Origin of the sequence: Bacillus sp. DNRA2 (assembly GCF_012843265.1) — a bacterium.
Taxonomy (GTDB): Bacteria; Bacillota; Bacilli; order Bacillales; family Cytobacillaceae; genus Bacillus_BU.
Window position 1 is genome coordinate 12,922 of the sequence record NZ_JABAIT010000022.1, and the last position, 12,890, is coordinate 25,811.

13 protein-coding genes are annotated in these 12,890 nt (G+C 37.1%); 5 read left to right on the plus strand and 8 right to left on the minus strand.

Features of this window, described 5'->3' with window-relative positions; translation table 11 throughout:
- Positions 1-42: 42 nt before the first annotated feature.
- Positions 43-1,899, minus strand: a complete 1,857-nt coding sequence (locus HHO41_RS16980; RefSeq protein WP_169100859.1) for an MASE3 domain-containing protein — start codon at positions 1,897-1,899, stop codon at positions 43-45.
- 322 nt (positions 1,900-2,221) lie between these two features.
- Here HHO41_RS16980 and ytvI point away from each other — a divergent pair, with 322 nt between their 5' ends.
- Positions 2,222-3,253 carry a sporulation integral membrane protein YtvI gene (gene ytvI, locus HHO41_RS16985; protein ID WP_169100861.1) on the plus strand — a complete coding sequence of 344 codons (1,032 nt, stop codon included), beginning with the start codon at positions 2,222-2,224 and terminating at the stop codon, positions 3,251-3,253.
- 44 nt (positions 3,254-3,297) lie between these two features.
- On the opposite strand, the gene HHO41_RS16990 is transcribed toward ytvI, so the two are convergent.
- The gene (locus HHO41_RS16990) at positions 3,298-3,882 is read right to left on the minus strand and encodes a YitT family protein (RefSeq protein WP_169100863.1); all 585 of its coding nucleotides are present in this window, start codon (positions 3,880-3,882) and stop codon (positions 3,298-3,300) included.
- A 159-nt stretch (positions 3,883-4,041) separates the two neighbouring features.
- Between HHO41_RS16990 and HHO41_RS16995 the strand changes: the two genes are divergently transcribed.
- Positions 4,042-4,602: an FAD-dependent oxidoreductase gene (locus HHO41_RS16995; protein WP_169100965.1), complete on the plus strand. Its 561-nt coding sequence runs from the start codon at positions 4,042-4,044 to the stop codon at positions 4,600-4,602.
- Positions 4,603-4,848: 246 nt separating this feature from the next.
- Here HHO41_RS16995 and HHO41_RS17000 read toward each other — a convergent pair whose 3' ends face one another.
- The 3 genes from HHO41_RS17000 to HHO41_RS17010 form a co-directional block, all read right to left on the minus strand.
- Positions 4,849-5,847, minus strand: coding sequence for an inorganic phosphate transporter (locus tag HHO41_RS17000; RefSeq protein ID WP_169100865.1), 999 nt, complete (start codon positions 5,845-5,847; stop codon positions 4,849-4,851).
- 13 nt (positions 5,848-5,860) lie between these two features.
- On the minus strand, positions 5,861-6,478 hold the full coding sequence (locus HHO41_RS17005; protein ID WP_169100867.1) for a DUF47 domain-containing protein: 618 nt from the start codon (positions 6,476-6,478) through the stop codon (positions 5,861-5,863).
- A gap of 198 nt (positions 6,479-6,676) precedes the next feature.
- Positions 6,677-7,618: an RluA family pseudouridine synthase gene (locus HHO41_RS17010; RefSeq protein ID WP_169100869.1), complete on the minus strand. Its 942-nt coding sequence runs from the start codon at positions 7,616-7,618 to the stop codon at positions 6,677-6,679.
- A gap of 146 nt (positions 7,619-7,764) precedes the next feature.
- Between HHO41_RS17010 and HHO41_RS17015 the strand changes: the two genes are divergently transcribed.
- A complete protein-coding gene (locus tag HHO41_RS17015; RefSeq protein ID WP_348981310.1) occupies positions 7,765-8,160 on the plus strand; it encodes a YhcU family protein in 396 nt (131 codons plus the stop codon).
- A gap of 80 nt (positions 8,161-8,240) precedes the next feature.
- Here the strand turns inward: HHO41_RS17015 and HHO41_RS17020 are convergent, their stop codons facing one another.
- Positions 8,241-8,711, minus strand: coding sequence for a thioredoxin family protein (locus tag HHO41_RS17020; protein WP_169100873.1), 471 nt, complete (start codon positions 8,709-8,711; stop codon positions 8,241-8,243).
- A gap of 2 nt (positions 8,712-8,713) precedes the next feature.
- Complete coding sequence (locus tag HHO41_RS17025; RefSeq protein WP_169100875.1) at positions 8,714-9,151, minus strand: disulfide oxidoreductase; 438 nt, start codon at positions 9,149-9,151, stop codon at positions 8,714-8,716.
- Positions 9,152-9,419: 268 nt separating this feature from the next.
- Between HHO41_RS17025 and HHO41_RS17030 the strand changes: the two genes are divergently transcribed.
- The gene (locus HHO41_RS17030) at positions 9,420-11,165 is read left to right on the plus strand and encodes a phospho-sugar mutase (RefSeq protein ID WP_169100877.1); all 1,746 of its coding nucleotides are present in this window, start codon (positions 9,420-9,422) and stop codon (positions 11,163-11,165) included.
- Positions 11,166-11,212: 47 nt separating this feature from the next.
- Here the strand turns inward: HHO41_RS17030 and HHO41_RS17035 are convergent, their stop codons facing one another.
- Positions 11,213-11,467: a YhdB family protein gene (locus tag HHO41_RS17035; protein WP_169100879.1), complete on the minus strand. Its 255-nt coding sequence runs from the start codon at positions 11,465-11,467 to the stop codon at positions 11,213-11,215.
- A gap of 345 nt (positions 11,468-11,812) precedes the next feature.
- Between HHO41_RS17035 and HHO41_RS17040 the strand changes: the two genes are divergently transcribed.
- Positions 11,813-12,811, plus strand: coding sequence for a M14 family zinc carboxypeptidase (locus HHO41_RS17040; protein WP_169100881.1), 999 nt, complete (start codon positions 11,813-11,815; stop codon positions 12,809-12,811).
- Positions 12,812-12,890 lie beyond the last annotated feature (79 nt).

Genomic DNA, 12,890 nt, shown 5'->3' on the forward strand with positions numbered 1-12,890 from the left:
CTTTGTGCATCATTTAGATGTTAGAGGCTGACTTTTTTCTTGTTAATCTTTATAAATTGGTAGAGTAATTTTAAAGGTGGTTCCTTTGTTAATCTCACTTATCGCAGTAATTTCACCTTGATGCTGTTGGATAATCTTCTTACACATCATCAAACCCAATCCGTTACCATTCTCTTTCATCGTAAAGAAAGGCTCTCCTAATTTTTGTAGTGCTTCCTCGGGAATTCCACAACCAGTATCAGCAAATTCAATCATAATGGAATCTTGACCATTAATCTTTGCAGAAATTGCTAAGCTACCCCCATTAGGCATCGCTTCAAAGGCATTTTTCATGAGGTTGATAAAAACTTGTTTTAAATGATTCTTCTCGCAAAAAATGGTAACTGGTTCACAATCTTCATCAAGTTGGATATCTACTCCATGCAAAAGTGCCTGTGGTTGGAGTAAGGATACAACCTGATAAATAATATCTGAAATATTTTCTGGTTTATACAAAAGTGCCTGTGGCTTGGCAACAGCCATGAATTCATTGGTGATTTGTTCAATCCGATCCACTTCTTCAAGCATAAGCTTAATGTATATCTGATTCTGACTGCCCGAATCATTCCGAATCAATTGTAAAAAACCTTTTAATGTTGTTAATGGATTTCGCACTTCATGAGCAATTCCGGCAGCTAGCTCGCCGAGTACACCAAGCTTTTCGGAACTGCGAATCATTTCCTCCATATGCTTTAATTTTGAGATGTCTGTCGCAGAACCAATAATATGATTAACTTTGCCGCTAATGATGATGGGCTTTAATGTAATAAATAATGAAAATCCATTACTGTCCATTTCGAAGGTTACTTTCTGACCAGTATCCCAAGCATGATGATATTGCTCAAGAAGGATAGTAGCCTCCCCAGGAATCATTTCCATTTCCTTAATGGTTTTATTTTTTATATTTCTCGGATCCAGTCCCATTTCATGAAGTAGTTCACCGTCACATAGGACGTGGATGAAATCATCGTTATGTTTAATAATTTTATAAATAACACCTTGTTGTTCGCGAATAATTTCGTCCAATTCTTGTCTGGCCTTAATTATTCTTTCTTCTGCGAGCTTATCCTCGCTAATGGTTGAAAAATAAAAGCCCTTCATGATAAAGAAAAAACCTATGACTTTGAAGCAATGTCCTAAGATATTTTCAAAATCATAAACACTAACATACATCGTAAATATTATTTCAGAGATAAACAGGAAATAAAAAGATAACAGTATGGATAAGGCCGCTTCTTTTTTCGTTTCTTTATAGTGCTTAAAGTTTAAAAATATACCGACTAAATATAAAAATCCAACAAAATACTCCAGTCCTTTTTTAATTGGGGTTGTACCGACCCCTTCGATCACAACGTAAGGTAAATTCCCCTCATATTGGAAAATAAATAGTGCTATAAAGAAAATACCTATTCCGGAAATCAGTAAAAGGGTTGTGCGAGGATCATTTTCCATTCTTCGATCTGGTTTTATTAAAATAATCATGATGAGAATAGTTCCGATTAATCTGCTGATAAGCCAAAACCATATGGACTTACTAATTGAACCTTCACTTATAAAAAATGGCATTCCTTCAAATGTTAGGGTATGGAATAAGTCTAAAATAGCAACGGTTAAGAACACAAACGATAAATAGATTAATCTTTGTGATCTGGAAAAAGTAAAGGCTTTCCAGCCATATGTAAAAATTGCAATAGATATTGAAATGCTTACAAATTCAAGGATAATATGTAAACTCGTGTAATTTTTGGACTGATACATTGGGAGAAGGTCTTGATGAAAAAAATGAAAAAGAGCAAAAATAATTGTCCCAATTAAGGCATATGAAATTATTTTTCTTTCAAAAATTTTAAGACCTATCAATACGATCAACTCTTTCATCTATATTCAGGCAGCACAGTCAAGAGTAATTTTTGTACAAATAATGAATTTTAAATTGTTACAATTTTTATAATATATTTGTAAAACATATCGGTCAATAATATTTCTCCAAAAAGCCAATTTAATTGGAAATTGTCGAACGAAATCAGCTTAAATCGTAAATTTTCCCAATCAAAATGGGCAAACATCAGCGAAATATAGTAAAATAAAACTTATATGAATTAGGGAAAAAGTTCATTTCTTCCTGGACAACGAGAATCGAGTAACCTCTAGTGAGGGACAAATAAGGAGCGGCTTGCGATAAATGTGGAAAAAATGGATTTTCATTATCATCGTTGCAGTCATCGCTGCAATTATCTTGCCATATAGTTTACCGTTAATCTTTGCGCTTGTAACCGCCGTTTTACTTGAAGGTTTGGTCAAATGGCTCATGGACAAGTTGCGTTTAAAACGATTGCAATCAGTCATAGCGGTGTTTACAGGTTATGTACTGATGCTGATGGTAATCGGTTATAATATGATAGCCATTATCACTACTCAAACAATTGCTTTATCAGAAAAAACGCCGACCTTTGTGAAGGATTTTTACCGTACTGGAATCCGACCATTAATTAAAAAGTGGCAATTCTATTCACAAAGTCTACCTGTTGAGGTTATTTCATCAATTGAAAAAACGGTTGAAAATTCAATCACGTCATTGGATTCATTTCTGCAAAGCATATTGCAATCCACGATTAATTTTCTAACAGTCATTCCTGGATTTCTAATTGAAGTGTTAATTTATTTGGTTGCGCTATTTATGATAAGTTTAGAACTGCCAAGATTGAAAAATAAACTAGAGCATTACCTAACAGAACAAACGAAACTGAAAGTGTTCGTGGTAACATCTGAGCTAAGTAAGGCTGGAGTAGGTTTTATTAAAGCCCAGATTATCTTAAGTTTTATGACGTTTATTATGGCGTTCATTGGTTTAACAATCCTTCAAGTATCCTATACGGCATTATTGTCATTGTTAATTGTTGTAGTCGATATTTTGCCAATCTTAGGTACCGGTTCGGTATTAGTACCGTGGGCCATCGTCGCAATTCTGCAAGGTAATACATTTTTAGGAATAGGGCTTATCATTTTATTTTTTGTGATCACTATTGTCAGGAGAATTGTTGAGCCAAAGGTATATTCAAGTAGTCTCGGTATCTCGCCGTTAGCTGCTCTAATCAGCTTGTATATTGGTTTTAAGCTTTTGGGGATTGTCGGGGTGTTTTTGGGGCCAGCGATGGTAATTGTTTATGATACGTTGAAAAAGGCAAATGTTATAAAATTGAACTTTAAATTTTAATAATCCTTCGGCTACCTTCTATACTATGAGTGAAGGTAGCCTTATTAATTTGTATCAATTGGAGTAGCTGATTTCATTAATGTTAGCGTGGTCATAATGCCCACAAAAATAATTGTAATAAACGAATAGCAAAATTTTTCGAAACCAACTATTTTTAAGCCGCTAAAGATGACAATTCCATCGATGATGAAAATTAGGATTCCCACGTTTACTGTCGTGATTTTGCCGAGTAATTGCGCCAGTAAATCAGTCCCTCCTGTACTGGTTTTATATCTTAGCATCAGACCAATACCACAACCAACTAATATTCCACCGAGTACTGAACTCCAAAACATGCTGAGCTGAAAAACATCATGAAAACTATCTAATACATCGATAAAGAGGGAAGAAACAATTAATCCGAGCAGACTGTTATAGAAAAAGTTTCGATCATAATGCCAAGCCAGAAGATAAAGCGGAATACTCAAAAGAATCATGCTTAAACCGGTTGGCCACCCAAAATAATAATGAATAATTAAGCCGATTCCGATAATTCCGCCATCCAAAAGGTGATGAGGGACTAAAAAGCCATTGATACCAAGTCCGATTAATAAACTTCCAAAAAAGACTGCCATTGTTTTTTCAAACATAATCATCACCCCAACAACCTGTCCTCTATTAAAAAGTATGTATAAACGAGTAAATTAGAAGCAATAATTGAAGAGCAGATAGTTTTACAATACAAGTTGTTTATTTTATAATAATTATAATAAAATATTAATTTGAATCAGGAAAGTGGAGGAATAATGATGTACGATATCGCGATTATTGGAGCTGGTCCAGCAGGGGCAAGTGCAGCTTTATTTGCAGCAAAAGCAGGGAAAAAGACGCTATTACTTGATCATGGAAAAAGCATGACAGCTAGAGCTTGGATGGAAAATCATTACGGAGTTGAAGCAATTTCTGGTCCGGATTTACTTGAAGTCGGTAAAAAACAAGCAACTAAATTTGGTGCGGAGCTAAAACAAGAACAAGTTGTAGATGTAAAGGAAGACAATGGCAATTTAGTTATTGCAACTGAACAAGGTACATATCAAGCACAGCATGTGATTTTAGCAACAGGTGCATTAACTGACCTGGCTGAGAAAATTGGTATTACTACAAAGCCGGGAACTGAACCAAGAATTAAAACAGTTGCAGCAGTAGATCATGCTGGTAAAACTAATGTTAATGGCGTTTGGGCAGCTGGAACGATTGCTGGCGTAAGTGTGCATACGATTATTACTGCTGGCGATGGCGCGCGTGTAGCAATTAACGTTATCAGTGAAATCAATGGCGAACGCTACGTTGACCACGATGTATTAAAATAAGGATTTAATCAAGCAAAAAACAGGTTCATCAATTTGATGGAACCTGTTTTTTTATTTAGGCTGTGTTAAAGCTTAGTGTTGATTTTTCTCAAGTTGATTGGAGCGGAAGGCACGAAGACTCCTGCGGGAGTAGCTTGTATGGGAGACCCCGCAGGCGCGAACGCGCCGAGGAGGCTCCCAACTAGCCCCGCGGAAAGCGAAGTGCCTGCAGCGGAAATCAACATTCATGTTTAAAACAGCCTTTATTTAAAAGAATAAATTTAAAATAAAGTAAACTAACGCAGCACATAGTGCGGAGATTGGTAATGTGATAACCCAAGTGATAAGCATCCGCTGCGCTGTACCCCACTTAACTCCTTTTAAACGGTGCGATGCACCCACACCAAGAATAGAAGATGAGATAACATGTGTTGTACTTACAGGTAGGTGAATATAAGTTGCTCCAAAAATGATCATCGCCCCAGTTAAGTCTGCTGCAACTCCGTTAACCGGACGGATTTTCATAATCTTTCCACCAACCGTTTTGATGATTTTCCATCCACCAATAGAAGTTCCGAGGCCCATTGCGACCGCACAGGATACTTGTACCCAAAATTGAATATCATCCCCAGTTTGATATCCATTGGCAATTAGCGCCATCGTAATAATCCCCATTGCCTTTTGGGCATCATTCGTTCCGTGTGTGTACGCCTGCAAAGCTGCAGTACCAATTTGGAAGTAACGGAAGTTTCGATTGGTTTTGGTTAAGTTTAAGTTTTTAAACAGAACTTTAAAAATACTATATACAAGATAGCCTGCTGCAAATGCTAAAATTGGCGAGAAGATTAGTGCTTGAATAATTTTCAGGAAGCCGTTGTAATTCAGTGATGTAAAACCAGCAGATGCGATTGCAGCACCTGCAATTGAACCAATAATCGCATGAGAGGAACTACTAGGAATTCCATAATACCATGTTAATAAGTTCCATAAAATTGCGGCAACCAAGGCTGCCAAAATAACCAATTCCCCATTTTGTAATGTAAAGGGATCAACAATATCCTTTGAAATCGTTTTTGCAACGCCAGTAAATGATATGGCACCTATAAAGTTCATGATGGCTGCCAATACAATGGCATGCCGCGGCTTCAAAGCCTTAGTTGAAACACTGGTTGCGATGGCATTAGCTGTATCATGGAACCCGTTAATAAAGTCAAATGCAAGGGCACCTATAACAATTAACACTGTTATGAGAAACATTGAATCCATAGTTTAAGGCTCCTTATGCATTTTTCATAATAATTGTTTCGAGTGTATTAGCAACAGATTGACAATAGTCAGCGATATCCTCAAGGTTTTCGTATATCTCTTTATATTGAATAATGCGGATTGGATCCTTTTCTGTTGTGAATAAATGCTTGATGGATTGACGTAAGATGCCATCGCATTTTGATTCATAATCTTTAATTTTGATTGCGTGGTCACGAATGTTAAGAAGTTTTTTTGATGATAGTAAGTCAACAGCTTTATCAATTTCGATTGCAGCGCCGCGAATGGCATCCACAAATTTCACCATAAACTCATCTGCTTGGGTGATGGAGTACATTTCAAATAAAGCTGCGCAAGCTTCAATTCCATCAAGAACGTCATCCATACTCATTGCCAAATGAAGAATATCTTCACGTTCAATTGGAGTAATGAAGGCATTATTTAAGTCTACAGTAACCTCGTGAATGAATGAATCACCTTTGTTTTCGTATTCCTTCATTTTCTCAGAGAAAATTTTTAAATCACTCACATTTTTAAGTTTATAGTCAGCAAAGAAATCTGCGCTTTCTTTTAAGTTTGCTGAAATGTTACTTAAAATGACTGCGAATTTGTCCTTCTTTTTAAAAGCCATGGTTGAACCCCCATTATTTTTTAACGAAATTTAGAAAAACCTCAACCGAAATATTGTATCCGAAAATTGTCGAAATTGAAAAGATACTCTTAATAAAATTTACAAAATCTTAATATTGACCGACTTATGTTAAGGAATTGTAAAGATTTTAGCTGTAATTCTGTATGAATATGTAAAAAGAATTATCGTTATGTTTTCCTAATACGTGTCGTCTTTATGCACATTGATTAGTTCAAAAGCTTCACTTGGAAAAATCCCAGGCTCATCAATAAATGGAGCAAAACATTCAATTTTTTCTCCTGTTAATGGATGGATAAAAGCCAGTCTGATTGCGTGTAGGGCCTGTCTAGGGAACGAAGCTTCACTACCGTATAAAACATCACCAAGAAGGGGATGCCCAATACTACTAAGATGAACCCGGATTTGATGAGTTCTCCCTGTGTCCAAACGACATTGAATTAATGTGCACTTCTTACTTTTATATTCTTTTAACACCTTATAATGAGTAATTGCTGTTTGTCCTGTTTGTGAGATTCTCCGTCGGGTTGGGTGGTGACGGTCTTTTCCGATTGGTTGATTGATGGTTGCCTTTCTTCTAGCGATATGTCCCTCTACAAGCGCCACGTAGGTCCTTTTAATTTGACGTTCCTCGAGCATGCGGTCAAGAATTGCACCGATAAAGGAGTGTTTGGCGAACAAGATAGCTCCAGTTGTGTCTTTATCTAGTCGATGGATGTGTAATACACGACGATATTCTCCTTTTGCTTGTAAATAAAAGGCAACTGCATTGGCCAAGGTATTGGTTTGCGACGGCTCATTTGGATGTGTATCCATACCTTGTGGCTTATTGACAATTAATAGATGGTCATCCTCATATAACACATCAATATCAAAATAAGCTGGAATAACTCCAAATTCCTCTTCAGAAAAAAATTTGAGCTCGAAACGGTCACCGCTATTAAGTGGTTTATGCCAATTAATCTGTTCTCCGTTTACGGTGACAAGCTTTTCCATCTTTAACTGGTGGATTAATTTTTTGGGACCATGCCATACCTCTCTTAAGATATGATCAATTGTAAACTGATTCCAGTCTTTGGGGATGATGAGTTGGAACCACTCCCCTTTTTTTGCTGTTTTCATAAGAATTCCTCCTTTTTTGTGGTTTAATCATCTTTCATTTATTACATATGTAATGAATCGTGGTTATAATTACCACCATAAACATGTAGAGTTGTATGCTATTCTTATTTTATCTGAAGAAAAGGAATGTTAAAGGTGGTTATACTGTGAAAATTGTGTTTGCTTCAACTCCCGGACAAGAAAATAAGGTAGAGGAGCTAGTTCAATATTTTTACTCCACAATCTTTCCTAATTTTTTTCATGATGATCGGATTAAACAATTTGAGCGAGAAAAAGTATTACGGCCGACTGGGAATTTTGACGGCTTTGAGACGTTGAGGGATGCGTACCAGGTGATTGCTTGCCTACAGACCATTATTTCGATTCTGGAAGCAGCAGAAACGCAATATGAGTATAAAGCAATCTTTGATAAAAATGCTAGCATGCTAACCGAAATGGGTCTCCATTTTCCATTCACGTTTAGTCAATTTCATCATGCGCGAGGAATAAAGGTTGAAATGATAAGTATCTATAGTCAACCAGCCAATCAATACCTTATATAAAAAAGGATGACAGCTGTGAACCCTACCCCAAAAGTTAGCATGAAATATTACTTTTGGGGCTAGCACTCTGTCATCCTTTTTTACTTGAGAGTATTTTGAGTAAACCATTGTTTAAAAACTTCAGGTTCATTATATCCGACAATTCTTGCTACTTCTTTCCCATTTTTATATTGGACAATGGTTGGAGTAGACTCGATTTTGTAATCATCCCAGCCCGCTTCAAACTCAAGCAGATTGTATTTTTCTAAATTAACATCCAGTTCTTCCGTTAAGGGAACCAATTCAGGTGTTGTTCGTTGACAGTGAGTACAGGCAGGGCTATAAAAATAAACGGTAACATCTTCACCTTTATCAAGCTTGTCTGCTAATTTATCAGGTAAAATTTGGTTTTGGTAGTTTGGATCTTCAAGCTGGTTAATGGTTTGGGGGTCTAATGTTTCCTTTTGATATGGATTGTCAGCTGACTTTTCTTCATTTTTGGCATTTGTTAAATATGATATTGCGCCAAAAATAACGATAACCACTCCTAAAAATATTAAAACCTTCTTCATTTTTATTTCTCCCCTTTGTTAATTTTCCATAAAAGCAAACTACAAATAAAAATCACCACAAAAGCAGTTAGTGCTAAAAATGGAATGGTTACAAAGCCAAACCAATTAATGTATTGGCCAGTACAAGGAATTCGGCCGCAGCTAACGGCATTGTCCGCCATAAACGGGATCTTTTGAATCGAATAGTGGTAAAGTGAAATAAGTGCACCCAATCCCGAAAGAATCATGGTATAGAGTGTAATGTGATAATCCTTCTTAATGATGGCAATCACTTGAATTATTACTAAAGGATACATAAGGATGCGCTGGTACCAACATAATTCACATGGCTCAAATTTTTGAATTTCTGAAAAATATAAACTGCCGAACATGGCGATAACAGAGGCTGCCCAAGCAATGAATAGCAACGTTTCCCGCTGTTGTGTTTTATCTTTATTCATTGAAAATAATCTCCTATCGTAATCTTTTTACACCTGATTATATGGTCAAATAAACAGAAAAGTAAAATAAGTTGTCTCGAATTAAAACAATTTTTACTTCGCGATATATAGCTTAACCATGATAAGGTTGTTTCAAATCGTAATGGTTATTATAATTATATTGGTTCTTTTCCGAGATTTGTCATATTTACTCGGAAGGTATTTAGAGGACTATGCCAAAATAAAGCGAACATTATTATTTGGAAATACATAAAATGGAGGTTGGGTAATGGATTGGAGAATAAAAGCAGCAAATTGGTTAAATCATCAAAACTTGGATTCTGAATTAAGAGCACAGCTTGAGGAATTGCAGCAAGATGAAAAGCTTCTCGAGGATGCCTTTTATAAGGATTTAGAATTTGGAACCGGGGGAATGCGAGGCGTAATCGGAGCTGGAACGAACCGCATCAATCTATACACAGTTCGGAAAGCGTCGGCAGGTTTGGCGGCATATATTGAAACAAATGGTGCCAGCGCAATGGAACGTGGGGTTGTAATTGCTTATGATTCACGTCATAAATCTCCAGAGTTTTCGATGGAAGCGGCAAAAACGCTTGCATCACGTGGTATTAAAACATACATATTCACTGAATTAAGACCAACTCCGGAATTATCATTTGCAGTTCGGCACTTAAATGCATTTGGTGGTATCGTCGTTACAGCGAGCCATAATCCTCCGGAATATAACGGTTATAAAGTATATGGGCCAGACGGAGGACAACTTCCTCCTGCAGAAGCAGATGAGGTAATTGCGAAGGTAAATGAAATTGAAAATGAATTGGCAATTGAGGTAGAAGATGAAAAGAGCTTGATTGAAAAAGGTTTAATTGTCCTCATCAATGAAGATGTTGACCGAGCTTACATTGAGAAGCTAGTTACTATTTCAGAAAAACCCAATATTGCTAGTGAATCAGATGTGAAAATCGTTTTTACACCACTTCACGGAACAGCGAATATCCCGGCTCGGAATGCCCTTAAAGCAATGGGATTTAAAAACGTTACGGTAGTTAAGGAACAGGAGCTACCCGATCCAAATTTTTCAACGGTTAAAAGTCCAAATCCAGAAGAGCATGCAGCATTCGAGCTAGCCATTAAAGAAGGCGAAAAAATCGGTGCTGATTTGTTAATTGCAACGGATCCTGATGCAGACCGTCTTGGTATTGCTGTGAAAAATCCTGAAGGTGATTATGTTGTATTAACAGGAAATCAAACGGGTGCGTTATTACTTGACTATATTTTATCCCAGAAACAAGCCAAAGGAACACTGCCAGACAATGGGGTTGTCCTTAAAACGATTGTTACTTCTGAAATTGGTAAGACAATTGCTGCATCGTATGGTATCGATACAATTGATGTGTTGACAGGCTTTAAATTTATAGCTGAAAAAATTAAAGAATACGAAGCAACAGGTCAATATAGCTTCTTATTTGGCTATGAAGAAAGTTACGGTTATTTAATCAGTGATTTTGCCCGTGATAAAGATGCCATTCAGGCTGTTGTACTTGCAGCAGAGGTTTGCGCTTATTATAAGCAAAATGGCATGTCACTATATGAGGCATTAATGTCAGTATTTGAACGCTATGGCTATTATCGTGAAGGTCTTCGTTCCCTAACACTAAAAGGGAAAGAAGGAACAGAAAAAATTCAACAAACATTGGCTGCTTTCCGAGCTAATCCGCTTAAGCAAATTGGTGATTTAAAGGTATCCGTTAGTGAGGATTATCAAGTTGGGGTTAGACAAACAGTTGCTGGAGCAACTGAAAAAATTGATTTGCCTAAATCAAATGTTATCAAGTATCAGTTCGAAGATGGTTCGTGGGTATGCCTTCGTCCATCAGGAACTGAACCGAAAATTAAGTTTTATTTTGGTGTAAATGATAAATCTCTTCAAGCGAGCATTGAGAAATTAGCTTTAATCGAGCAAGGCTTTATGGAGCAAGTAGAAAAGAAAATGAACGAAGCTACAGTAAAATAACATGAATGAACACGGCATCAACATCGATGCCGTGTTTTTTTGTTTTGTCAGGTTAACTGATAAGCTGGACTATCCAATACATTGGCAGCAGCTGTTTCGTTCGCATGATCGATATAGCGAAGCAATGAGTATAATTTTTGCTCGATTGCGGCATAATCATGTTCAAAATGGTAAGCATGCAGAAAATGTTCAATTTTCTTTGAAAGGAATTGATCTTTTGTGCGAACCATCAAGATCAACAAATTATCCCATTGAGACCGGTGCGTGTAATAAAGCGCCCGATCATAATCCACTTTATTCATTTTTTCTCCTCCTTATAAGGAGTTAATATTAGTGTGTGATTTTCTGACGATAAATTGCTCTGTAAATGTTGGAGTAGTTGGTATTAGCTTTATTGTGTTAAAACAGTATAAATCGTCATTTCGGTGGGATTTTATAAACAAAAACGCTTTGTTAAACAAGAATGTTGATTTCCGCTGCAGGCACTTCGCTTTCCGTGGGGCTAGTTGGGAGCTTCCTCGGCGCATTCGCGCCTGCGGGGTCTCCCATACCAGCTACTCCCACAGGAGTCTTCGTGCCTTCCGCTCCAATCAACTCGCGAAAAATCACCTTTCCGATTTAACACAGCCTAAAAAAGGAGTTTTCTTATGAGAGAGAAGCTCTTGTTATTGCTAATTGGCTTCATAACCTTAAATATCATTTTGGCTGAAACTTGTTTTGCTAAAATTGTTAATCCGAATGTAGTTTATACATATGCGCAAATGGATCAGGATTTGAAAACAATGGAGCGGAAGTATGGAAACAGCCTTCAAGTTACTAGCATCGGTAAATCTCATCTAGGAAAAGAAATCTGGGCAGCGAAGCTCGGAAAAGGAAATCGAAATATCCTATTGATTGGGGCGCATCATGGTCGCGAGTGGCTGACGACTTCATTGTTAATGGTCATGCTTGAAAATTATGTGCGCTCCTATGATAAAGGTGAACAAATTGGTTGTTTCTCCACCAACTTATTTGATGAAGTAGCGATTTGGTTTATACCAATGTTAAATCCTGATGGAGTAACGATCCAGCAAAAGGGTTTAACTGCTGTGCCCAAATATATGGCAGATGATATTTTTGAAATGAATGCATTGTCTCCGGATTTTTCAAGATGGAAAGCAAACGGAATCGGGATCGATTTAAATCGTCAATATCCTGCAGGATGGTCGGCGCTGAAAGAGGTTTCTGTTCCATGGTACCAATTTCATAAAGGACCGGCACCGATGGTAGCAAAGGAAATCGTAACGATTACAGCATTTACGAAAAATATTAATCCGAGTGTAGCCCTATCCTATCACTCTTCAGGTCGTGAGATATTTTGGAACTACAAGAATGGAAGTTATTTAGAGCGGGATAAATATCTGGCAAATAAAGTGTCTTTATTAACAGGCTATACATTAAGTAAGCCGATTAAAGAAGCGACTGGTGGGGGTTTTACGGATTGGTTTATCACGACCTTTCATAAGCCGGGGATGACGATTGAAATTTGTCCGCTAATTGATGAGATTAGTCCGCCATTATCAATCTTTAAAGAGGAATGGAAACGAAATGAATTAGTTGGAATTATGCTAGCTGATGAAGTCCAAAAAATGAAGCTATCCAACTAACGGTTGTCTAGCGCAAGATGCCGTTGGCTTGTGCTTTTTACCAAAAAAACTAAGCGCCTTTTGCTTTTCGTTTAAAAAC

What these genes read in the sequence shown, in the direction of transcription:
- ytvI (WP_169100861.1), top strand. Translation starts at nt 2,222, where the DNA reads ATGTGGAAAAAATGGATTTTCATTATCATCGTTGCAGTCATCGCTGCA.
- HHO41_RS16990 (WP_169100863.1), bottom strand. Translation starts at nt 3,882, where the DNA reads ATGTTTGAAAAAACAATGGCAGTCTTTTTTGGAAGTTTATTAATCGGA.
- HHO41_RS16995 (WP_169100965.1), top strand. Translation starts at nt 4,042, where the DNA reads ATGTACGATATCGCGATTATTGGAGCTGGTCCAGCAGGGGCAAGTGCA.
- HHO41_RS17000 (WP_169100865.1), bottom strand. Translation starts at nt 5,847, where the DNA reads ATGGATTCAATGTTTCTCATAACAGTGTTAATTGTTATAGGTGCCCTT.
- HHO41_RS17005 (WP_169100867.1), bottom strand. Translation starts at nt 6,478, where the DNA reads ATGGCTTTTAAAAAGAAGGACAAATTCGCAGTCATTTTAAGTAACATT.
- HHO41_RS17010 (WP_169100869.1), bottom strand. Translation starts at nt 7,618, where the DNA reads ATGAAAACAGCAAAAAAAGGGGAGTGGTTCCAACTCATCATCCCCAAA.
- HHO41_RS17020 (WP_169100873.1), bottom strand. Translation starts at nt 8,711, where the DNA reads ATGAAGAAGGTTTTAATATTTTTAGGAGTGGTTATCGTTATTTTTGGC.
- HHO41_RS17025 (WP_169100875.1), bottom strand. Translation starts at nt 9,151, where the DNA reads ATGAATAAAGATAAAACACAACAGCGGGAAACGTTGCTATTCATTGCT.
- HHO41_RS17030 (WP_169100877.1), top strand. Translation starts at nt 9,420, where the DNA reads ATGGATTGGAGAATAAAAGCAGCAAATTGGTTAAATCATCAAAACTTG.
- HHO41_RS17035 (WP_169100879.1), bottom strand. Translation starts at nt 11,467, where the DNA reads ATGAATAAAGTGGATTATGATCGGGCGCTTTATTACACGCACCGGTCT.
- HHO41_RS17040 (WP_169100881.1), top strand. Translation starts at nt 11,813, where the DNA reads ATGAGAGAGAAGCTCTTGTTATTGCTAATTGGCTTCATAACCTTAAAT.